This is a genomic window from Ruegeria sp. CI5 (assembly GCF_056536885.1).
Genome location: NZ_JBQFQN010000003.1, coordinates 100,566 through 122,476 on the forward strand (window position 1 = coordinate 100,566; position 21,911 = coordinate 122,476).

Sequence of the window (21,911 nt, forward strand, 5' to 3'; positions counted from 1 at the left end):
TCACGAATAGATGCAGTCGCGGAGCGTGATCAGCCCGCGCTGCATCTCTGTTTTTGGGGCCACCATCGCGACCCTGATAAAGCCTTTGCCCGGGTTCTGCCCCGGATCCCCTTGTGAAAGATATGCGCCCGGCAGGACCCGAACCCCGGTTTCCTGCCACAGCTTCAATGCGGCCTGCTCGCCATCTTCGACAGGCAGCCAAAGAAAGAACCCCGCCTCGGGCGGCATATAACTCTGAACGCCCGCAAACACCTGATCGGCGATGGCGTATTTTTCCTGATACAGCGCACGGTTTTCCTGAACATGCGCCTCATCGGCCCAGACCCTGGCCGCGGCGGCCTGCAACGGCGACGGCAAGGGCGCCCCGGCATAGGCGCGCAACTGCTTGACCCGCTTGATGCTTTCCGGCCCGCCCGCTATCAGCCCCGACCGCAGCCCTGCCAAGTTCGACCGTTTCGACAGCGAGTTGAACAGCGTGATCCGCTCGGGGTCGGCGCCCAGCTCCTGCGCGACGGTCAGGATGCCGGTGGGCGGCGTGTCGCGGTAGATCTCGGAATAGCACTCATCGGCGAAGATGCGGAAATCGTACCGCTCGGCCAGCCGGATCAGCTCGGCCCAGTAGTCGCGCGAGGCGACGGCACCCTGCGGGTTGGCGGGCGAACAGATATAGGCCACGACAGTGCGGTTCAGCACTTCCTCTGGCAGGCCGGCATAGTCCGGCAGATGCCCGGTGGCCGCGGTGGCCGGCACGAAATACGGCTGCGCCCCGACCGAGATCGAGGCCACCATGTAGACTTGGTAGAACGGGTTGGGGCACAAAACGATCGGCTGTCGGCCGTTCTTCTGCTCGGGGCACAGGGCCATGGCGGCGTTGTACAACCCCTCGCGCGTGCCGTTCAGCGCCATGATGTTGGTCTCGGGGTCCATCCGCACGCCATAGCGGCGGTCGATCCATTCGGCGATGGCCTCGCGCAGCGCGTCCGACCCCTCGTTCGGCGGGTATGTCTGGAACCCGGCGGCGTCTTCCACGATGACATCGGTCACCCAGGGCGGAAAGTCATGCTTGGGCTCGCCAATCGTCATGTGCACGACATCGCCACCCGGCGCGTGATGGTCGAGCAGGGCGCGTAGACGCGGAAAAGCATAAGCCGGTAGGTTCGAAAACCGCTCGGGGAAATTCATGACTGCTGCCTCGATACCGGGATCATTGGCGCCCCGGTTTTCCAGCAGATTACAGGCCGAACCCCCGCGCGTCCAGACAAAGAGGTTCCGAATCAGGGGATTGTGGCATTCAGGTCAGAACCACCTCGGCCGCCGCACCCAGCCGCAAAAGCGCCTCTTCCGAGCCCGGATAGCCCAGCATCATCAGCCCGCAGGACGGTGTCGAAGTGGGTAGCGACAGCGCCGCCAGCCCCATCAGGTTGCCGATCCGGGTATTGCGCAGGGCCAGAAGGTTCTCGGTGACGTAGTAGTCATTGTCGTTCATCAGCCGGTCCAGATCCGGCGGCATGATCGGGGCCGTGGGGGCCAGAACCGCGTCGAATCCGGCGGTGGCCGCGTCCCAGACCGATCGGCAGGCCTTCAACCGAGACCACGCGGCCACGTAATCCGGGCCGGAATGCCCCTTGCCTGCGCGGAACCGTTCAAGGATCTCGGGATACATCGCCTCAGGGTTGGCCTCGATCACGTCGCGCCACAGGCCATAGGCTTCGGTGGTGTAAAGGACACCGGACAGGCCCATCGCCTCGGCCAGTTCCGGCACCTCCAGCGGCACGATCTCGGCCCCGGCATCTCGCAGGCGGTCCAGCGCCTCGGCATAGGCCTGGCGTGGTGCGTCGCGCAGATCGTCCTGCGCGATTGTCTGCAGATCGGCAAACCGCCGCCCCTTCAGGCTGGCGCCCCGCAGATCGGCAGGCGTTCCGCCCTCCAGCAGCACCAACATCTGCGCCGCATCCTCGACGGACCGCGCCAGCGGGCCAACCGTGTCAAACCGCAGGCACAGGGGCACCACGCCCTCCAGGCTCAACCGCCCCGAGGTGGTTTTCAGCCCCACCAGATCGTTCCACGCGGCCGGAATGCGCACCGATCCGCCCGTGTCCGAGCCGATTCCGCAGGCCGCCAGACCAAAGGCCACCGACGCCGCCGCGCCCGAGGACGACCCGCCCGGAACCGCCTTTTCGTCATTCACGCAGGGCGGCGTCGCGGTGACGGGGTTCAGGCCAAGGCCCGAGAAGGCCAGTTCGCTCATATGCGTCTTGCCCAGACAGACCGCGCCCATGGCCGTCGCGTTGCGCAGGACTGTTGCGTCATGCTCGGGCACGCGGCCGCGCAGCAGGGCCGATCCGGCCTCGGTTCCGATCCCGTCGGTGTCGAACAGATCCTTCCAGCTGATCGGCACCCCGTCCAGCAGGGACCGGCGCAGACCTTGGGCCGCCCGTTCCTTGGCCGCGCGGGCTTCGGCGCGGGCGCGGTCATGCGTGACACGGGCATAGATGCGGTCGCGGTGCGGATGGGCGTCGATGGCCGCCAGATAGACCTCGGTCAGTTCCTCGGGATCGATCTGCCCCATGCCGATCCCCCGGCCCAGGTCACATGCCGTCATGGTCAGCCAGTCCTGCATCTTTGCCCCCTTGTCGGAAAAATTCGTGTTTCGGCGACGGTAGCGACAGGACTGCACATGGACAATCCCGAAAGGGCGCGCATATTGCACCGCATGACACAGGTTTCCGATATCTTGATCGTGGGCGGCGGGCTGAACGGCCCCGCCCTCGCGCTGGCGCTGGCGCAGACCGGGCACAGCGTTACCGTGATCGACGCACTGGCCGAGAAGGTGCGCAAGACCGCGGCGTTCGACGGGCGCGCCTATGCGCTGGCGCTGGCCTCGCAACGATTGCTGGCCGCGATCGGCGTCTGGGAACGGGTCGCGGAGCACGCCCAGCCGATGTTGGAGATCAAGGTCACCGATGGCCATGCCGGCGCAGGCCCGTCGCCGTTTTTCATGCATTTCGACCATGCCGAGATCGAGGAAGGCCCGATGGGCTATATGGTCGAGGACCGTCACCTGCGGCGCGCGTTTCTTGCGGCGATGGAGGCAGAACCGGCGATCACTCGGGTCGATGGCAAAACCGTGGTTGCGCAGGAAACCGGGCCTGGTGGCGTGACCGTGACGCTGGATGACGGATCGGCGCTGTCCGGTCGGCTTCTGGTGGGATGTGACGGCCGCCGCAGCGGCACCGCCGCCCGCGCCGGGATCAAGCGGACCGGATGGGACTACGGCCAGACCGCGCTGGTCTGCGCCATCGAACACGACCTGCCGCATCACGGCATCGCACATCAGTTCTTCATGCCCCCCGGCCCGCTGGCGATCCTGCCGCTGACCGGCAATCGCAGCTCGATCGTCTGGAGCGAACGCTCTGACACCGCGCAGCGCATCAACGCGCTGGACGAGGCCGAGTACCTTCAAGTTCTGCGGCCCAGATTCGGCGATTTTCTGGGTAACATCCGCCTGCAGGGCGACCGGTTCACCTATCCGCTGAACCTGACCATCGCCAATTCCTTCATCGCCGAGCGGCTGGCGCTGGTGGGTGATGCGGCCCATGGCATGCACCCGATCGCCGGTCAGGGGCTGAACGCCGGGCTGCGCGACGTCGGCGCGCTGGCCGAGGTTCTGACGCTGGCCGGGCGGCGCGGCGAGGACATCGGCTCGGTGCTGGTTCTGGAGCGCTATCAGGAATGGCGCCGCTTTGACACGGCGGCCCTGGCAATGGCGACGGATGTGTTCAACAAGCTGTTTTCGAACGACAATCCGATACTGCGGCTGGGGCGCGACATCGGAATGGGCATCGTGGACTCCCTGCCCAGCCTGCGCCGCGGCTTCGTGCGCGAGGCCGCCGGTTTGACAGGCGACCTGCCCAAGCTGCTGCAGGGCCGCCCGATCTAGTCGAGCTTGCGCGCCTCATCCACCAGCATCACCGGAATCCCGTTGCGGATGGGAAAAGCCAGACCAGCGGCTTTCGAGACCAACTCCTGCCGCTCGGCGTCATATTCCAGCGTGGTATGAGTCTGTGGGCAGATCAGCGCCTCGAGCATGTGGCGGTCGAATCCCGGTTCCGTCTCTGTCATTGCAATTGTTCCTCGTTTGAACCCCCGCGCAGCGAGAATTCGATCAGTGTGACAAGCGTTTCGCGCCGGGTGCGCAGACAGGGCGCCTCAAGCAGGGCCTGCTTGTCCTCAGGGTCGAAATCCAGAAGCATAGACAGGGAATTGACCAGCAATTCGTCATCCGCCTCGTTCAGTGACTCCCAATCGGTCGACAGTTGGCGGGCGGAAAAGTAACGCCCCAGCAGACGCAGGAAACCGGACCGGTCGAACGTATCGTCTATTTCCCCTTTGCCCAGATCGCGGTCGAACCCGTCCCAGGTAACGGCGCAGCGACGATACGGCGTGAAACCATCCAATTCGGATTGGATGCGAAACCGGGACACACCGGACAGAGTGATCAGATAGCGCCCGTCTTCGGTCTCGGAAAACTGCGTGACACGTCCGGCGCATCCGATCCGATGCAATTTGGTGTCGTCGTTCTGACAAGGGTTCGGCTGGACCATGCCGATCAACCGCTCTTTGGTTTTCAAGGCGTCATCCAGCATTTGCAGGTAGCGGGGCTCGAAAATATGCAGCGGCAGGCGTGACCGGGGCAGCAACAGCGCCCCGGGCAGAGGAAACACGGACACCGTGTCCGGCAGATCGGCGGGATGCATCATGTTTCCGACTCTAGCTCTGATGCGCGGTTAGGCAAATATCATCGAGCTGAGTTTGCGGCGACCGTTCAAAACGATCGGGTCATTGGCCTTGAGCGCATCGAAGATGGTGAACAGCTGCGCCTTGGCTGCGCCATCATTCCATTCCCGATCGCGGCGGAACAGCTCCAGAAGCTGGTCAACCGCCTCGGCGGCCTTGCCGTTGGCATAGAGCGCCTGCGCCAGGTCGAACCGGACCTGATGGTTGTCGGGATCTGCTTCGACCGCTGCCGTCAACTCGGCCACCGGCCCGGCATTTGCGGCCTGCTTGGCCAGTTCCAGCTGCGCGTGGGCAGCTTCCAACTCGGCCGTCGTTGAAATCTCGGCCGGAGCGCCGTTCAGGATCGCCTCGGCCTGATCAAGGTCACCCATCGCGATATGCGCCCGCACCAGGCCGCCATAGGCCGCGGCATGTTTGGGGTCTTCGCCAAGAATGGCGGCAAAGGTCTGGGCCGCATCCACTGCCGCGCCATCATTCAGCATCTCTTCGGCGGCCTCCACGGCCTCGTCCAGCTGGCCGCCCGGGCTCTGGCCCCCGGCGGCCTCGATCACACGGTCGATAAAGGCCTTGATCTCCGATCCTGGCAAAGCGCCTTGGAACCCGTCAACCGGCTGCCCCTTGAAGAAGGCATAGACGGTCGGAATCGACTGGATACGCAATTGCGAGGCGATCATCTGCGCCTCGTCCACGTTGATTTTCACCATCTTGACCGCGCCCTTGGCCGCGGTCACGGCCTCTTCCAAGGCCGGACCCAAGGTCTTGCAGGGACCGCACCAGGGCGCCCAGAAGTCGACGATAATGGGCAATTCCTGCGATGCCTCGACGACATCGGCCATGAAAGTGGCCTCGGTTCCGTCTTTGATCAGATCGGTGGCTGCGGGGCTGCCTGCGCCGTTCAGAAGTTCCATGGCATTCACTCTCCGGATTCAGTCTTGCGCCTTATATGCAACCAGCCGACCGGGAAACCAAGGGCCGAGTTGCGGAATCCCGCACCGATCAAAGATCGAAACTGGCAAAGACGGGCGCGTGGTCGCTGGGCTTCTCCCAGCCGCGCGCGTCGCGCAGGACGCGGCTGGAATGGCCGGCGTTCGAGATATCAGGCGTCGCCCAGACGTGATCCAGGCGCCGCCCCTTGTCAGCCGCATCCCAGTCGCGGGCGCGATAGGACCACCAGCTGTAGAGCTGTCCCTCGGGGATGTCCTGCCGGGTGATATCGACCCAGCCGCCCGCATCCTGCGTCTCGGCCAGTTGCGCGACCTCGATCGGCGTGTGCGACACGACCTTGAGCAGTTGTTTGTGCGACCACACGTCGTCCTCGCGCGGGGCGATGTTCAGGTCGCCGACCAGAATGGATTTCTGCGGCTTTTCGGCGTGGAACCAGTCGCGCATGTCGGTCAGGTAATCCAGCTTCTGGCCAAATTTCTCGTTCACCTCGCGATCGGGAACGTCGCCGCCTGCCGGGACGTAGAAATTGTGGATGATCACCCCGTTTTCCAATCGCCCCGCCACATGCCGGGCATGGCCCAGCCCGGCAAAGTCCTGATCGCCCAGATCCGTGATCGGCAGGCGCGACAGGATGGCCACGCCGTTATAGCCCTTCTGACCGCGGGCGATCATGTGGGTGTAGCCCAGTTCCGCGAATCCCTCGGTCGGGATCTTGTCGACCGGCGATTTGCACTCTTGCAGGCAGAGCACGTCCGGCGCTTCTTCCTGCAGCAGCTTCAGCACGATGGGCTCGCGCAGGCGAACGGAATTGATGTTCCAGGTGGCCAGAGTGAAAGGCATGATCGGGGTTCCCTTGTCGCGACTCGGGCAAACTAGCGCGGCAGGTGCTGGGGTGCCATCCGAAAAAAAAGCCGGGCCAAAGGCCCGGCAGTCCAACAGGGAGGTACATGTCATGACCCGGACATGCACGGGATGGGATTATCCTAAAGATGCCTGCAGAGTATCACTTTGATCCACATCAATCCACCTATGGTTACGACACCAGTCGATATCCACCAGATTCTGTGACCAAAAGGCGCGCATTGGAGGGATCGGGCTCGATTTTCTGACGCAGGCGGTAGATGTGCGTTTCCAGCGTATGTGTGGTTACACCGGCGTTGTAGCCCCAGACCTCGTGCAGCAGCACATCGCGCGCCACCACGCCGTCGGTCGAGCGATACAGGAACTTGAGAATGTTGGTTTCCTTCTCCGTCAGCCGAATCTTGCGGTCGTCCTCGGTGATCAACATCTTCATCGCGGGTTTGAAGGTATAGGGCCCCAGGACAAAAACGGCATCTTCAGACTGTTCGTGCTGGCGCAGCTGCGCACGGATCCGAGCCAAAAGAACCGGGAACTTGAACGGCTTTGAGACATAGTCGTTGGCACCCGCATCCAACCCCAGGATCGTATCGGCATCGCTGTCATGGCCGGTCAGCATCAGGATCGGGCTTTTGACCCCCTGCTTGCGCATCAGGCGGCACAGCTCGCGCCCATCTGTGTCGGGCAAACCCACATCCAGGATCACAAGGTCATAGATGGCTTCGCGCGCCCGCTCCATCGCGGATTGGCCGTCGGAGGCTTCGAATACATCAAAGTCCTCGGTCATCACCAACTGCTCGCTCAGCGCCTCGCGCAGGTCTTCATCGTCATCGACCAGCAGGATTTTCTTGAGTTGCGCCATGTCCCGGTCCTCCTAAACCTTTTGCAACACTTGAGCGTGGAAAATGCAATCAACAAGTTTTGCTGCAATGCTCTCACGCCCTCGTGTCTGGTGGGCCGGAAATGTTTCACATTTCCTTTCGAACGGGCTAGGACGAGGGTCGAACGTTACAGGATAACATCAATGAGTCTCATTCCAGACATCACCGAGTTGCTGGCCCGGGCGCGTGCCGACCTTCGGATGGGCGTTCCGGTCGTGCTGACGGATGACGGGGATTTCAGCGTTGTCGCCGTCGCCGCAGAGACACTCAACCCGCAGCGTCTGGCGGACCTGAGGGGTCTGGGCGACACGCCTGTGGTTGCCATCACTGGACGACGGGCCGAAACGCTCAAAGCCCGCGCCTATGACGGTGATCTTGCTCGGGTCGTGATCCCGGCCGAGGCTGATCTGGGGTGGGTGCAGGCAGTTGCAGACCCGTCCGACGACCTGAATGCCCCGATGAAGGGGCCCTTGATGACACAGCGCCAGGGCAATGCGCACCTGCATCGCATCGCAATCGCACTGACCAAATCCGCCCGCCTTCTGCCGGCCGCGGTGGTGGTTGCGGTCGAAAACGGCCGGGCCTTTGCGGCGACACACGGTCTGACCTGCATCGACCACACACGCGCCGCGCCGCATCTGGCGGATCGCAGCCCCTTGCACGAGGTGGTGGCCGCGCGCCTGCCGATGGAGGTGTCCGAGGCCGGTCGTCTGCACGTCTTCCGCCCAGAGGACGGTGGCGAGGAGCACTATGCCATCGAAATCGGCCGCCCGGATCGCTCGAAACCTGTTTTGGCTCGGTTGCATTCGGCCTGCTTTACCGGTGACCTTATGGGCAGCCTGAAATGCGACTGCGGCCCGCAACTGCGCGGTGCCCTGGCCCAGATGGGGGCCGAGGGGCATGGGATTCTGCTGTATCTCAACCAGGAAGGTCGCGGGATCGGCCTGGCCAACAAAATGCGCGCCTATTTCCTGCAGGATCAGGGCTTCGACACCGTCGAAGCCAACCACCGGCTTGGGTTTGAAGATGACGAGCGCGATTTCCGCCTTGGATCGGACATCCTGAAATCGCTCGGGTTCAGTTCGGTCCGGTTGCTGACCAACAACCCGGCGAAGATCGCAATGATGGAACGGACCGGGATTGCCGTTACCGAGCGTGTGCCGCTGAAGGTCGGGGAAACTGCCCACAACCGGGCCTATCTGGCGACCAAGGCCTCGAAATCGGGCCACCTGCTGTGAGTCCTCTTGATCTGGTGGTGACGCCGACCGGAGTGCGGTTCTTCGGCCGCAGGTTTCCCTGCACCCTCGGCAAAGGTGGCCTTAGCAACCACAAGCGCGAGGGCGACGGGGCCACCCCCACAGGGCACCACCACATTGTCGGGATGCTGTACCGCCCGGATCGGATTGCGCCTCCCGCCCCGTGGGCTTTGCCCATCGGGCCGGGCGATCTGTGGTCGGATGACGATGGGGATCAGGACTACAACCAACACGTTCGGGCGCCCTATCCATGCAGTCACGAACGCCTGCGTCGGGCAGACCCGCTGTACGATCTGGTTCTGATTACCGATTGGAATTGGCCCGTCGCCACACCGGGCAGCGGATCAGCGATCTTTCTGCATCAGTGGCGCAGACCGGGCTATCCGACCGAAGGCTGCGTAGCCTTCCGGCGCGACCACCTGCACTGGATCGCGCGGCGCGTTGCACCCGGAACCCGGATCATCATTCCGCGGGTTTGACCCGATCACCAAAGATGGCCGACCCCACCCGGACATGCGTTGCACCCAGTGCGATCGCGGTTTCAAAATCGCTGCTCATCCCCATGGACAGGCCTTCCAAACCGTTTCGGCGCGCGATCTTGGCCAGCAGAGCGAAATGCAGCGCGGGCTCCTCGTCGACGGGCGGAATGCACATCAACCCACGCACCGGCAGGTCAAGTGATCGACATTCGGCGACAAAATCATCGGCCTCGGCGGGCATAACCCCGGCTTTCTGGGCCTCTTCGCCGGTATTCACCTGAATGAACAGATCAGGACACTGCCCCAGCTCTTGCGCCAGCCGCGCAAGGGTTTTAGCCAGTTTGGGACGGTCGACCGAGTGGATCGCGTTGCACAGCTCCATCGCTTGCCGCGCCTTGTTGGTTTGCAGTGGACCGATCAGATGCAGATCAATTTCGGGATAGCTTTCACGGAAGGCGGGCCACTTGCCGGCGGCCTCCTGCACCCGGTTTTCACCAAAACACCGGTGACTCTGCTTCAACACGGCCTCGACCCGGTCGTCGGGCTGCAACTTGGATACCGCAATCAGCCGGACCGAGCCCTTGGGGCGGCCGGCTGCGGCTTCGGCCTTGGCGATGCGGGCGGTGATTTCTTGCAGCGACATGGATTCCCTCTGTTTCCATTTGTCCGCAGAAAAACACCATGTCGGGACAAAAGAAAAGGGCGGGTCCGAAGACCCGCCCTCAAACCTTGCGGTTCAGATCAACTTAGAAGTTGAACTGAGCACCGAAGTCAGCGCGCAGCTTGCTGTCGCCGTCACCGGCTTTCGACTGGCCGATACCACCGCGCAGCGATGCACCGCCGCCCAGGTCGTAGATGGCGCCAATGCCGTACTGCTGGGTGTCGTCGTCAGCCGAACCGTCACCGTAGGCGAAGGTCAGGGTGGTTGCAGCGCCCAAGTTGTAAGCAGCCGACAGACCGTATGCAGTGCCGTTCAGAGCATCGCTCGAAACGTCGTCGTCAGCCACAAACAGAGTGCCCGAGAAGTCGCCCCATTCGCCGCCCAAAGTCAGAACGGTCAGAGTTTCTTTCTCACCACCAGGTGCTGCCTCGGTTTGACCGTAAGCAATTGCTGCAGTGATGTTGCTGAAGGTGTAGGTTGCGCTGATATCCCAGCGATCGCGACCATCAGTCTTGGTCAGCACGCCACCCGGAGCGGTCCACGTGTCCGCACCCTGATCATACGACGCACCAAATGCGAAGTCACCAACCGCGTACTGGAAGAACACACCGTTCACACCGGCGCCAGTCGACGAGTAACCAGCAAAGCTGTAGTCAACACCCGAGTACTGGCCGATGAAGTTTTCCAGGCCCGGCTCGTTACCGTAGTAGTTTGCCAAGTTGTCGAACGCACCAGCAATGTTGCCGGCGTCAACACGCAGACCACCGTAGATGACCGAGAAGCGTGCACCGTTCAGACCGGCCTCACCAGCTTCACCATCGTTGGTGTCGTCGGCTTGCAGGCGAACACGAGCCTCAAAGCGGACGCCGCCATCGGTTTCCGCGATGCCGTCGATGTTCAGGCGGAAGCGCGAAACCAGAATGGTTTCTTCGACAGTGTCGGACACAGTCGCTTTACCAGTGGTCGTGGTCGTGGTCACGCCGGTGATGGTAGCACCGCTGGCAGTCGTCAGCGTTTGACCAGTGTTTTGGTTGGTAAACGTTACTTCGTACGACTTGCTGTTGTCTTCTTGGTAGCTGATACCAAAGCGGCCATAACCGCTGAACTTAACTTCGGCCGCGGCAACCGATGCGGTTGCGATCAGTGCGGTCGATGCGAAGAGAACTTTTTTCATCTTGTTTCCCTCGGTTTCAATAATTTCTACTCGACACATACCTGCTGCATATGTCTCAGCACGCAGACCGTTTCGCTCTTTTTGCCCCTGTTGCGCAAGCATGCCTTGGACAGCTTCGGTTCTTTGGCCCCAAATTGGTGCAAGGATGCCACAGTCGAATTCGCCCCGATATTTCAGCGGCACCGGTAAGTAAGCCAAGAATAGGGTTGTTGCAGCACAGTACGTTGTCTAGGAGTATCTCCTAGCAAAGCAAAACATGTGAAAACAGGACCTGCCGACGATGCGCCTGCTAATGATTATGGGTTTGACCGTTTTGACTGCCTCCGTTTCTGCGTGCGGGCAGAATCGTGGCGCGCCTCCGAATGAAAAGTACTTAAATGTGGATGGCACTTCGAGTGAAGCCCGCGAGCTCAACGATCCGAATCGTTCGACCATCTGGGATGTGTTCGGCCCCAACAACTCGGAACAGGTCACCCAGGTCAACCGGTACCTATGGGCGGCGTCGCTGGATGTGCTCAGCTTCCTGCCGGTGCAGGAGGTGGATCCGTTTACCGGCGTTATCATAACGGGTTACGGCAAACCGCCGGGCGGTGGGCGGTCCTATCGGGCAACGGTGCACATCAGTGATCCGGCCCTGGCGGCGCGGTCCCTTTCGGTGGCTCTGCAGACCAGCGGAGGCGCTCCGGTCAGCGCGGCGACCACGCGTGCGGTCGAAGATGCAATTCTTTCGCGGGCGCGTCAGCTGCGGATCGCGGACAACAAGCTCTAGCAACCCGCAGAAAATCACAATATTACCACGCCGGGCCCCTGCCCGGCGTTTTCATTCACGAAGGACCGCATGATGTCGCGTTACTCGGCCAACGAAATCGAAGCAAAATGGCAAGAGGCCTGGGACAAGGCCGGGATCTTCACCGCCAAACGGACGGCGGACAAGCCGAAATACTATGTGCTGGAAATGTTCCCCTATCCTTCTGGGCGCATCCACATGGGGCATGTGCGCAACTACACCATGGGTGACGTGATCGCGCGCCACAAGCTGAGCACCGGGCACAACGTTCTGCACCCGATGGGCTGGGACGCTTTCGGGATGCCGGCGGAAAACGCGGCCATGGCCATCGGCGGCCACCCCAAGGATTGGACCTATGGCAACATCGCCGACATGCGCGCGCAGATGAAGCCGCTGGGCCTGTCGATCGACTGGTCGCGCGAATTCGCGACCTGTGACCCGGAATATTACGGCCAGCAGCAGGCGCTGTTCCTCGACATGCTGGATGCGGGGCTGGTCTATCGCAAGAACGCCGTGGTCAACTGGGACCCGGTGGACATGACCGTGCTGGCCAACGAACAGGTGGAAAGCGGCCGCGGCTGGCGCTCGGGCGCATTGGTCGAGCGGCGCGAGCTGACCCAGTGGTTCTTCAAGATCTCCGAGTTCTCGGAAGAGCTTCTTGATGCGCTGGATACGCTCGACAACTGGCCCGCCAAGGTGCGGCTGATGCAGGAAAACTGGATCGGCAAGTCACGCGGGCTGGAGTTTTCCTTCGAGCGCACCGACGGCAGTGCACCCATCACCGTCTATACCACGCGGCCGGACACGCTGTTGGGGGCGTCTTTCGTGGGTATCTCGCCCGATCACCCGATAGCCAAGCAGCTTGAGGCCGAGAACCCCGAAGTCGCTGAATTTGTTGCCGAATGTCGCAAGGGTGGCACCACGGAAGAGGCTATTGAGACCGGCGAGAAGCTGGGTTTCGACACCGGCATCCGCGTCAAACACCCGCTGGACCCGAATTGGGAACTGCCGGTCTGGATCGCGAATTTCATCCTGATGGATTACGGCACCGGCGCGATCTTTGCCTGCCCCGCGCATGACCAGCGCGACCTGGATTTCTGCCGCAAATACGACCTGCCGGTAATCGACACCTTCTTTGCCCTGGATGACGACACGCCGGTGGACAAGATCGCCTTCGTCCCGCCGAAAGAGCAGAAGGTGCGCTGGGTCAACCATTTCGCCGGTCTGACCGAGGCCACCGGACAGGAAGCCATCGACGCCACCATCGACTTTGCCGAGAAGGCCGGCTGGGGCAAAGGCGTGACCAAGTACCGCCTGCGCGATTGGGGCCTGTCGCGCCAGCGCTACTGGGGCTGTCCGATCCCGGTGGTACATTGCGACGATTGCGGCGTGGTGCCGGAGAAAAAGGAAAACCTGCCGATTCGCCTGCCCGACGATGTCACCTTCGACAAACCGGGCAACCCGCTGGATCGTCACCCGACCTGGCGCGACTGTGCCTGCCCGTCCTGCGGCAAACCGGCCAAGCGCGAAACCGACACGATGGACACTTTCGTCGATTCGTCGTGGTATTTCGCCCGTTTCACCGCCCCGCGGGCGGAAACGCCGACCGATCTGGCCGAAGCCGAGTACTGGATGAACGTGGACCAGTATATCGGCGGCATCGAACACGCGATCCTGCACCTGCTGTATTCGCGGTTCTTCGCCCGCGCCATGCACATCACCGGGCATCTGCCGAAAAAGGCGATCGAGCCGTTCGACGCGCTGTTCACCCAGGGCATGGTCACCCATGAAATCTATCAGACCCGCGACGACAAGGGCCGCCCGGTCTATCACCTTCCCGAAGAGGTCGAGGACGGCAAGCTGAAGGCGACGGGCGAGCCGGTCGAGATCATCCCCTCGGCCAAGATGTCGAAATCGAAGAAAAACGTGGTCGACCCGGTCAGCATCATCTCAGCCTTCGGGGCGGATACCGCGCGTTGGTTCGTTCTGTCCGATTCGCCGCCCGAGCGTGACGTGGAATGGACCGCCGCCGGCGCCGAGGCCGCGCACAAGCACCTCAGCCGCGTGCATCGCATCGTGTCCGAGATCGCCGCGTCCGACGCCCCGGCCAATGCCGAGGACGAAGCGCTGCTGCGCGAGATGCACAAGACCATCCATGACGTGACCGGCGGGGTCGAATCCTTCGGCTTCAACGCCTCGATCGCCAAGCTCTATGCCTTTACCAACACGCTGGCCAAATCCAAGGCGGGCGCGCAGGCCAAGCGGCAGGCGGCCAAGACGCTGGCGCAGCTGATGTCGCCGATGACCCCGCACCTGTCCGAAGAACTGTGGCAGATGCTGGGCGGCGAAGGGCTGGTGGCGCTGGCGCCCTGGCCGGTGGCAGACGAGTCGATGCTGGTCGATGACACCGTCACCCTGCCCATCCAGATCAACGGCAAACGCCGCGCCGAAATCAGCGTGCCCAAGGATCTGGACAAGACGCAGGTTGAAAGAATCGCGCTCAGCACCGAAGCTGTGCAGAAGGCGCTGGATGGCGCTGCTCCGAAAAAGGTGATCGTTGTTCCGGGCCGGATCGTGAATGTCGTTGTTTGACCGCAGAAACCTGCTGCTTTCGTTGGCGGCGTTGACCGTGGCGCCCGCTTGTGGGTTCCAGCCGGTTTATGCCCCGGGCGGCGCCGGCAGCGAATTATACGGCAAGGTCGCCGTGTCAGCGCCAGATTCGGTCGAAAGCTACCTTCTGGTGCAGAATCTGGAGCAGTCCCTCGGGCGCAGCGTCAGTTCAGCCAAGGATTACAGCCTGAATGTGCAGGTCTCTACGGTGACCCGCGGGGCCGCCATCACGACCTCGAACGAGACCAACCGATATTCGATCGACGGGCGCGCCAGCTATACGCTGAAATCCAATGAAACGGGCCAGATTCTTGTGTCCGGCACTGTGGCCGATTTCGTAGGCTACTCCGCCGCGGGGTCCACCGTTTCCACGCTCGCTGATGAACGGGATGCCAAAGAGAGGCTGATGGTCATCCTGTCCGATCAGATCGTCACGCGCCTGTATTCCGCACCGGGCCTGGCTTCATGAAGTTGTCCCCGCGCGACGCCGAGGGGTATTTCGCCAAACCTGACCCCGACAAGACGGGATTGTTGATCTACGGCGCCGACGCGATGCGCGTGGCGCTCAAGCGCCAGCAGGTATTGGCCGCGCTGTTGGGCCCAGGTGCCGAAGAGGAAATGCGCCTGACCCGTCTTCCGGCCTCGGATCTGCGGGCGGATCCTGCCCTTCTGCTGGATGCCGTGAAGGCTGTCGGGTTCTTTCCCGGCGCGCGCGCCGTATTCGTCGAGGATGCAACCGACGCCGCAACCCCGGCGATCACCGCCGCGCTCGAGGATTGGGCGCCAGGCGACGCTCAGATCATTGTGACCGCCGGGCAGCTCAAGGCCAGCTCGAAGCTGCGCAAAGCGTTCGAAGGCCATCGGGCCGCCTATGCGGTCGGGATCTATGACGATCCACCGTCGCGCGCGGAGATCGAGCGTGTTCTGGCCCAAGCCGGACTTGCGAGCGTTCCCCGTGACGCGATGTCCGTGCTCAGCGATCTGGCCACCGAACTCAGCCCGGGCGACTTTGCGCAAACCGTTGAAAAGCTGTCTCTGTACAAACGCAGTGATGCCTCAGACGTTGCCGTCGAAGACATCGAGGCCTGCGCGCCGCAATCCAATGAGGCGGCCCTGGATGACGTTCTCAACGTCGTTGCCGAAGGCCGATCCGGTGAAATCGGGCCCCTGATCCGGCGGTTGCAGGCGCAGGGAACAAATGCAGTGTCCCTGTGCATCGGCGCGACCCGCCATTTTCGCACGCTCTATGCCTGCGCCTCGGACCCCGGTGGCGCAGCGCAAGGGATCGGCAAACTCCGGCCGCCGGTCTATGGCAAACGGCGTGACCGGATCCTTCGGCAGGCGCAGAATTGGGGCGCGCACAAGCTGCAGACGGCTTTGACCGTGCTGACGGATACGGATCTGTCTCTCCGGTCGGCAGGGCAGACTGCCCCGGCCATGGCCCTGGTCGAGCGCGCTCTGATCCGGCTGGCCATGCTGGCGCGGTCACGCTGAATTGAACTGACGGCGCGTCCGACTTGACGCGGCGGCGCAGTCCCCCACCCTGTCGCCAGTGCAACCACGCAGGAGCATGACATGTACAAGATCTACGGGCGCATCCAGAGTCGTGCCTCTCGGGTGATCTGGCTATTGGAGGAACTGGGGCAGGACTATGAGTGGATCGATGCCGGCCCGCACGATCCGCGCGTTCTGGACCTGAACGGAACGGGCAAGATCCCTGTCCTGCAGGATGGCGATGCAGTCATTTCGGACAGCGCGGCGATCATGACCTATCTGGCGGATAAGCACGGGGCCTTCACTTTCCCCGCCGGCACCCCGGAACGGGCCGAGCAGGATTCGTTGTTGCACGCGCTGTTGGAAGAATTCGACGCTCCGCTTTGGCTGGCCGCCCGCCATATGTTCATCCTGCCCAAGGACAAACGCGTTCCACAGGTCGTCGAAACCGCCAAATGGGAGTTTGACCGCAGCTTTCAACGCATGGGGCAGCGATTCAAAGGGCCATTCCTTCAGGGCGAGCAGATGACGATCGCGGACATCCTGTGCATTCACTGCATGAGCTGGGCAAAGTCGGCTGGATTCCCGATGAATTCAGACAGCCTGAAAGCCTACGGCAAGCGCGTTCGCGAGCGTCCGGCCTACAAGAAACTGGGTGAAATGGCCAAATCCGCCTAATCCGCTTGGGGCAGCCCGGCCCATTCTGCGGCCGAGCGCCCCGCCCAACGACCTGTCGCCAGGCATGCGGTCAGCAGATAGCCACCGGTCGGGGCTTCCCAGTCCAGCATCTCGCCTGCGCAGAACACGCCGGGCTTGGCGTTCAGCATCAGCCCCGAGTCCAGCCCGCTTCTCGCAACCCCGCCTGCGGTCGAAATGGCTTCGTCCAGCGGGCGCAAGCCTGCGTTGCGAACAGGCAAAGCCTTCAAAGTCTTGACCCAATCATCCCGGCGCAGATTCTGCCCATGTGTCATTTCGTGGAACAAGGCGATCTTTGGCGGCGGCAGTCGCAGGCCGTTCTTCAACCAACGGGTCAAAGTGGTTTTCGGGCCAGCTTTTGACAAACGCCTGGACAGATCCTGAATCGTGCGGTCCGGCGCGAGGTCCACATACAGATCAGCACCCTGCCGCAGCGCGGGTGTCAGCGGGTAAAGACCGCCCCCTTCCAGGCCTTTGGCTGAAATGACCGCCTCGCCACGGCTGGCAAGGTCGCCCGCGCGCCACCGAACAGATTTCAGCGCCTGACCGAAATACGCGGCCATATGGGGGCTCCATTCGACGGACAGTGCGGCGTTCGATGGTGCAAAAGGGAACAGCGGAACCCCGGCATCGGCCAGAGCCGGCGCCCAGGCGCCATCCGACCCCAGACGCGCCCAGCTGGAACCGCCAAGCGCCAGAACCGTGACGTCAGCAACCACTTTCTGCCGACCTGCCGGCGTATCAAAGACCAGCGCGGGGCCGTCCCAACCCAGCCAGCGCCAACGGGTGCGGATCTCGACCCGCATCTCTTCCAGCCGCGCCAGCCAGGCGCGCAGCAATGGCGAAGCTTTTTTTGATTTGGGAAATACCCGCCCTGTGGACCCCGTGAACAGATCTTGACCCAAGTCCCGCGCCCAGCTTTGCACGCTCTGCGCATCGAAGGCGGCAATCATTGGGTGCAACCAGTCCGCCGCATCGCCGTAGGCCGAAATCAGGCGGTCAAACGGCTCGTCCTTTGTCAGGTTCAGACCGGACTTCCCCGCCATCAGGAATTTGCGGGCCACCGAGGGTTTGGCCTCGGCAACCAGCACATTGTGCCCGGCCCCGGCAAGTTCTTCGGCGGCCATCAGCCCGGCGGGGCCTGCCCCGATCACCACTGCCTGTGCCATATCTGCCCTCTTGCCTCACTTGCGTTCAGCCGCGACTGTGTTCCGGTGATGACGAACAGCGATCCGATCTGCCCGCTCTGCAACCGCCCGATCCCGAACGGGACCGGCAGCCTGCACCATCTGATCCCAAAACTCAAAGGTGGCAAGGGCGGTCCCACGGTTCTGCTGCACAAGATCTGCCACAAGGAGGTGCACGCCACCCTGACCGAAGCCGAGCTTGCGCGAGACTTCAACACTGTCGAAAGCCTTCGCACGCATCCCCGGCTGAACCGATTTCTGGACTGGGTACGCAAACGTCCGCCTGGATTTCAATCCAAAGTCCCGGGCCGACGCCGCGGCCGTTGATCAGGCTGGCAAGAACGGGTCACCCATCGGGTCTGTTTCCGTTGCAGCCAGGCCCTCGACCTCGATGCCCAGAAAGTCTGGCGCGGGAACGATCCGCGCATCGGGAATATGCTGGTATTCCAAGGTGGTATAGGGACGTTTCCACAGCCATTCGCGATTTGCGACCGCCCAGGGATCAGGGTCCGGCGGCACCTCGGTCGTGAAGGCATAGAAATGCAGATCAAACCCGTGCGAGGCCACGTCCTGCATGGAGAGCAGGCGCAGGCCCAAATCCCTGCAAAACGCATCCTCTGCCGAAATGTCGCCGGTCCGCAGAGTGATCTGGCCCACGGCGGCCTGTCCGAACGGGGTCGCATCCCGCGGCTTTTCGGGTCGGTTCCCCTCGAAATCATGCTGAAGAAGCTCGATCGAGAAGTCTTCGGGGTCCGACAGATGGCACATGTAACCGATATCTCGAAACTGGGCCGGACGGCTGACGTTGATGCCAGCGCGCCGAAGCCATTCCGCAGCATGGTCGAGATCCGGCAGGGTGATGCCGATCTTCCAGTACCTCTGACCCCGGTCGTGGGCGTATCCGCCGCCTCCGGGCAACAGCAGAAGGTCGGCGCTGGGCCCCGGATAGCCCACTCGCTGCGCATCTCCCTCGGCACGCACGACCATGCCGAGGTTTACGCTGTAGAAATCGGCCAGCCGTGCGGGATCAGCCACGCGCAGGCGAAGGGCAGCGATCCTCATCCGCACATCCCGGCGATACCGGCCGCCGTCTGCGGATCAGCGGCCAGGCTGTCGGCAACCAGATCCCGCGCGGTCTGCATCAGATCTTCCGGAGCGACCACCCGGTCCACCAGGCCAAAGGCAAGCGCTTCGTCCGCCGTGACCTTCTGGCCTGCCATCAGGATCAACTTGGTCCGGGCAGGGCCGATCAGCGCCCGCATGCGTATTACGTCCGATGGCTGTGGCAGGAACCCCAACCGCATGACCGGGTAGAAGACCTTGGCCGTGGGCACCGCGATGCGCAGGTCACAGGCCAAGGCCATACCGTTGGCCCCACCCGCCATGGTGCCGTTCAACGCAGCAACGGTCAGGCAGGGCAGCGCCGCGATGGCTCCGGACAAACGCTCCCACAGGTCCGAGGTCACAAGACCTGCCCGCGCCTCGTCCAGATCGGCGCCGGCACTGAACACCTTGCCCGCTCCGGTCAGGATCAGGGCGCGCGCCTCTTGGGCGGCTTCGGCGATCTGCAACAGGTCCGACAACATGGCCCCGGTCAGGGCATTGGCCTTGCCGGGGTTGTTGATCGTGACCGTCCACAGACCGTCCTGCTGGGTCAGGTCGATCACGTCAGGCCGATCCTCTGGCGAATGTCGTCACGGCGCAGCGAAATCTCGGTTCCCAGAAACTCGTCCGCATCTTCCGAGCACATCCACAGCAGCGCCCGCGCCGGCCAGTCGGCCGGGATGTGATCGTCCCAGTCCAACTGGCTGACCGGGTTGATGCCGCTGGCCTTGATGACCCGCTGCATGTCGGTCGCCACCGTGCCCGGGGACAGACCCATGGCACGTATGCCGTGATGCGCCTCTTCCAGGTGAAGACATTCGGTCAGCATTTTCGCCCCGGCCTTGGACGCGCAGTAGTGGCTCCAGGCCTCGACCGGGTTGGAGGCGGCTCCGGAGGAAACGGTCAGGACCGTCCCGCCGCCCGCCGCCCGCATCAGCGGCAGAACCGCGCGCATCCCGTGGAACACTCCTTTGAGGTTGATGTCGATGGCCTTGCTCCAGGCTGCTGGATCGGCATTTGACAGGTGAAAGATCGGATCGATCACACCCGCATTGCCGATCAGCACGTCCACGCGGCCAAAGCGGTCGGCGCAATCCGCAACCGCTTGTTCCACCTGCGCAAAATCGCTGACGTCGCAAGACAGCGCGATGGCGTTCCCGCCCAATGCCGCGGCCAATGCATCGATCTGATCATGGCTGCGCGCTACCAGCGCGACATTGGCGCCGGCTGCGGCAAATACGCGCCCTGCTTCGGCGCCGATGCCGCGGCTGGCTCCGGTGATCAGTACTGTTTTGCCCTTCATGTGCATCCTGTAATCCTTTTGGATTGAAATCGGGTAAAGTGGTACCGCGCAAACGGGGAAATCGTCCAGCCCTTGCCCCTTGACGGCAGCTGCGACAACCACGACCATGCGCGCAATTTTTACCGAGAAGGGTTCCCGTATGTCCGTTTTCTTCCGCCGCAGCTGCGGTGCCGCGCTGGCCTATGCCGTTGCAACCCAAGGCGCTTTTGCCGACCTGTCCGCCAACGATGTCTGGTCGGATTGGCAGTCCTACATGGGCAGCATGGGGTACACCATCACCGGCGAGCAGAACACCTCTGGCGACGTCACCACCATCACGAACATGACCATGAAGATGGACCTTCCCGAGGGAGAAGGCTCGTTCGACATGGTCGTTCCGGAAATGACCCTGACGGAAAACGGCGACGGAACGGTCAGCATAGAATTCCCCGAAAGCTTCCCCATGACGGTATCCGGCCAGGCCGAGGAGGAAGAATTCTCGGTGGATATCCTGTACTCGCAGACCGGGTTGAAAATGCTGGTTTCGGGGTCGCCCGACGACATGACCTATGACTACTCTGCCAGCAAGCTGGCACTGGCGCTCGACAACATCATGGTCGATGGCGAAGCGATGCCCGACGACGCGCTGGATCTGGGTTTTGAGATGATCAACCTGGCCGGCGCATCCCGGATGCAGATTGGAGAGGGCCGCAAGGTCGACCAGAACTTCACCGCGGCAAACCTGACCTATGACCTGAATTTCCAAGACCCGGAAACGGGCGAAGATGCACGCATCAACGGCAAGCTCGACCAGCTGGAGTTTGAAGGCAAGAACGTAATCCCCGAAGGCTTCAGCCTGGCGGACGTGGAAGGCGCATATGAGGCTGGTTTTGCCTTCGACGGGATCTTCACCTACGGCGCTGGCCAAACCAGCATCGCAGGCACCAGCGAGGGCGAGGCTTTCTCGATGGCCAGCAGTTCGGACGGTGGCCGCTTCGGTGCCAGTATCGACGCCGAGCGTCTGGCGTATGACGTCGAACAGAACAATGCAAAGCTGGAAGTAACCACGGCAGACCTGCCGTTTCCCATCGAGATTGCAATGGCGAAGGCCGGTTTGAAACTCGAGGCACCTATCCAGGCATCCGAAGAGGTCGAGCCGTTCGGCTTTGCGATGAACCTGACAGACTTCACCATGTCCGACATTCTGTGGAGCATGTTCGACCCCGCAGGCGCGTTGCCACGCGATCCAGCCACGATCGCGCTGGATGCAACGGGCACCGCAAAGATTCTCCTGAACTTCCTGGACCCGGAAGTTGCCGAAGCATTGGAAGGCTCGGACGAGATTCCGGCCGAACTGCATTCGCTCAAAATCAATGAACTGCTGGTCTCGATGGTCGGTGCCAAGCTGACAGGCACCGGTGATTTCACCTTCGACAACTCGAACACCGAAGAGTTCGGAGGAGTTCCGGCGCCGGCGGGTGAGGCAAACCTTCAGTTGGTGGGTGCCAACGCCCTGATCGACAAGCTGATCGGAATGGGGTTCATGTCCGAGAACGACGCCATGGGCGCGCGCATGATGATGGGGATGATGGCTGTTCCCGGCGACCAGCCCGACACGCTGAACTCCAAGATCGAGTTCACCAAGGACGGCCAGATTTTGGCCAATGGTCAACGGATCAAGTAACCTCGCTTGGCCTGGC

Annotated in this window: 23 protein-coding genes; 10 read left to right on the forward strand and 13 right to left on the reverse strand. The window is 62.5% G+C overall.

The genetic code is table 11. The features are described from left to right. Together ACR0BA_RS11175 and ACR0BA_RS11180 are read right to left on the reverse strand one after the other, a co-directional pair. A complete protein-coding gene (locus ACR0BA_RS11175) occupies positions 1-1,182 on the reverse strand; it encodes an aminotransferase class I/II-fold pyridoxal phosphate-dependent enzyme (protein ID WP_480727970.1) in 1,182 nt (393 codons plus the stop codon). Positions 1,183-1,291: 109 nt separating this feature from the next. After that, a complete protein-coding gene (locus ACR0BA_RS11180; protein ID WP_480727971.1) occupies positions 1,292-2,620 on the reverse strand; it encodes an amidase in 1,329 nt (442 codons plus the stop codon). Positions 2,621-2,677: 57 nt separating this feature from the next. Here ACR0BA_RS11180 and ACR0BA_RS11185 point away from each other — a divergent pair, with 57 nt between their 5' ends. Then, entirely contained in the window at positions 2,678-3,940 is a 1,263-nt protein-coding gene (locus tag ACR0BA_RS11185) for an FAD-dependent monooxygenase (RefSeq protein WP_480727973.1), read from the forward strand. Here the strand turns inward: ACR0BA_RS11185 and ACR0BA_RS11190 are convergent. From ACR0BA_RS11190 to ACR0BA_RS11210, 5 genes are all read right to left on the reverse strand, one after another. Further along, a complete protein-coding gene (locus ACR0BA_RS11190) occupies positions 3,937-4,122 on the reverse strand; it encodes a Trm112 family protein (RefSeq protein ID WP_093964266.1) in 186 nt (61 codons plus the stop codon). The genes ACR0BA_RS11185 and ACR0BA_RS11190 overlap by 4 nt on opposite strands. Beyond that, complete coding sequence (locus ACR0BA_RS11195; RefSeq protein WP_093964265.1) at positions 4,119-4,760, reverse strand: LON peptidase substrate-binding domain-containing protein; 642 nt, start codon at positions 4,758-4,760, stop codon at positions 4,119-4,121. Before ACR0BA_RS11195 ends, ACR0BA_RS11190 begins: the two co-directional genes overlap by 4 nt. A 27-nt stretch (positions 4,761-4,787) precedes the next feature. Further along, positions 4,788-5,705 carry a thioredoxin family protein gene (locus tag ACR0BA_RS11200; protein WP_170360825.1) on the reverse strand — a complete coding sequence of 306 codons (918 nt, stop codon included), beginning with the start codon at positions 5,703-5,705 and terminating at the stop codon, positions 4,788-4,790. 88 nt (positions 5,706-5,793) lie between these two features. Next, on the reverse strand, positions 5,794-6,582 hold the full coding sequence (locus tag ACR0BA_RS11205; protein ID WP_170341309.1) for an exodeoxyribonuclease III: 789 nt from the start codon (positions 6,580-6,582) through the stop codon (positions 5,794-5,796). Between the two features lie 193 nt (positions 6,583-6,775). Continuing rightward, positions 6,776-7,462: a response regulator transcription factor gene (locus ACR0BA_RS11210; RefSeq protein WP_093964262.1), complete on the reverse strand. Its 687-nt coding sequence runs from the start codon at positions 7,460-7,462 to the stop codon at positions 6,776-6,778. A gap of 162 nt (positions 7,463-7,624) precedes the next feature. Here ACR0BA_RS11210 and ribA point away from each other — a divergent pair, with 162 nt between their 5' ends. Continuing rightward, positions 7,625-8,719: a GTP cyclohydrolase II gene (ribA, locus tag ACR0BA_RS11215; RefSeq protein ID WP_170364252.1), complete on the forward strand. Its 1,095-nt coding sequence runs from the start codon at positions 7,625-7,627 to the stop codon at positions 8,717-8,719. Then, a complete protein-coding gene (locus ACR0BA_RS11220) occupies positions 8,716-9,216 on the forward strand; it encodes a L,D-transpeptidase family protein (protein ID WP_480727975.1) in 501 nt (166 codons plus the stop codon). The genes ribA and ACR0BA_RS11220 overlap by 4 nt, the downstream gene beginning before the upstream one ends. Here ACR0BA_RS11220 and ACR0BA_RS11225 read toward each other — a convergent pair. After that, positions 9,200-9,859, reverse strand: a complete 660-nt coding sequence (locus ACR0BA_RS11225; RefSeq protein ID WP_480727977.1) for a YggS family pyridoxal phosphate-dependent enzyme — start codon at positions 9,857-9,859, stop codon at positions 9,200-9,202. The genes ACR0BA_RS11220 and ACR0BA_RS11225 overlap by 17 nt on opposite strands. Before the next feature lie 103 nt (positions 9,860-9,962). Beyond that, a complete protein-coding gene (locus tag ACR0BA_RS11230; RefSeq protein ID WP_170439309.1) occupies positions 9,963-11,051 on the reverse strand; it encodes a porin in 1,089 nt (362 codons plus the stop codon). Positions 11,052-11,331: 280 nt separating this feature from the next. Here ACR0BA_RS11230 and ACR0BA_RS11235 point away from each other — a divergent pair, with 280 nt between their 5' ends. The 5 genes from ACR0BA_RS11235 (at position 11,332) to ACR0BA_RS11255 (ending at position 16,620) form a co-directional block, all read left to right on the forward strand. Further along, positions 11,332-11,820: a DUF3576 domain-containing protein gene (locus tag ACR0BA_RS11235; RefSeq protein WP_480727979.1), complete on the forward strand. Its 489-nt coding sequence runs from the start codon at positions 11,332-11,334 to the stop codon at positions 11,818-11,820. Between the two features lie 72 nt (positions 11,821-11,892). After that, complete coding sequence (gene leuS, locus ACR0BA_RS11240; RefSeq protein ID WP_480727980.1) at positions 11,893-14,430, forward strand: leucine--tRNA ligase; 2,538 nt, start codon at positions 11,893-11,895, stop codon at positions 14,428-14,430. Further along, positions 14,417-14,917, forward strand: coding sequence for an LPS assembly lipoprotein LptE (gene lptE / locus ACR0BA_RS11245; protein WP_170341298.1), 501 nt, complete (start codon positions 14,417-14,419; stop codon positions 14,915-14,917). Before leuS ends, lptE begins: the two co-directional genes overlap by 14 nt. Further along, positions 14,914-15,942: a DNA polymerase III subunit delta gene (gene holA, locus ACR0BA_RS11250; protein ID WP_480727981.1), complete on the forward strand. Its 1,029-nt coding sequence runs from the start codon at positions 14,914-14,916 to the stop codon at positions 15,940-15,942. Before lptE ends, holA begins: the two co-directional genes overlap by 4 nt. Positions 15,943-16,023: 81 nt before the next feature. Continuing rightward, complete coding sequence (locus ACR0BA_RS11255; protein ID WP_170369186.1) at positions 16,024-16,620, forward strand: glutathione S-transferase family protein; 597 nt, start codon at positions 16,024-16,026, stop codon at positions 16,618-16,620. On the opposite strand, the gene ACR0BA_RS11260 is transcribed toward ACR0BA_RS11255, so the two are convergent. Then, positions 16,617-17,807 (reverse strand): TIGR03862 family flavoprotein, encoded by a 1,191-nt coding sequence (locus ACR0BA_RS11260; RefSeq protein WP_170510188.1) that lies wholly within the window; start codon positions 17,805-17,807, stop codon positions 16,617-16,619. The two genes, ACR0BA_RS11255 and ACR0BA_RS11260, sit on opposite strands and share 4 nt — an antisense overlap. Before the next feature lie 48 nt (positions 17,808-17,855). Here ACR0BA_RS11260 and ACR0BA_RS11265 point away from each other — a divergent pair, with 48 nt between their 5' ends. Beyond that, the gene (locus ACR0BA_RS11265) at positions 17,856-18,152 is read left to right on the forward strand and encodes an HNH endonuclease (RefSeq protein WP_170342229.1); all 297 of its coding nucleotides are present in this window, start codon (positions 17,856-17,858) and stop codon (positions 18,150-18,152) included. On the opposite strand, the gene ACR0BA_RS11270 is transcribed toward ACR0BA_RS11265, so the two are convergent. The 3 genes from ACR0BA_RS11270 to ACR0BA_RS11280 are packed head-to-tail and all read right to left on the reverse strand — an operon-like array spanning position 18,153 to position 20,238. Beyond that, positions 18,153-18,887 (reverse strand): VOC family protein, encoded by a 735-nt coding sequence (locus ACR0BA_RS11270; protein WP_480727982.1) that lies wholly within the window; start codon positions 18,885-18,887, stop codon positions 18,153-18,155. Further along, positions 18,884-19,492: an enoyl-CoA hydratase/isomerase family protein gene (locus ACR0BA_RS11275; protein ID WP_480727983.1), complete on the reverse strand. Its 609-nt coding sequence runs from the start codon at positions 19,490-19,492 to the stop codon at positions 18,884-18,886. The genes ACR0BA_RS11270 and ACR0BA_RS11275 overlap by 4 nt, the downstream gene beginning before the upstream one ends. Continuing rightward, positions 19,489-20,238: an SDR family oxidoreductase gene (locus ACR0BA_RS11280; RefSeq protein ID WP_480727985.1), complete on the reverse strand. Its 750-nt coding sequence runs from the start codon at positions 20,236-20,238 to the stop codon at positions 19,489-19,491. Before ACR0BA_RS11280 ends, ACR0BA_RS11275 begins: the two co-directional genes overlap by 4 nt. Before the next feature lie 133 nt (positions 20,239-20,371). On the opposite strand from ACR0BA_RS11280, the gene ACR0BA_RS11285 reads away from it, so the two are divergent. Continuing rightward, entirely contained in the window at positions 20,372-21,895 is a 1,524-nt protein-coding gene (locus ACR0BA_RS11285; RefSeq protein ID WP_480727986.1) for a DUF2125 domain-containing protein, read from the forward strand. The last annotated feature ends 16 nt before the right edge of the window (positions 21,896-21,911 follow it).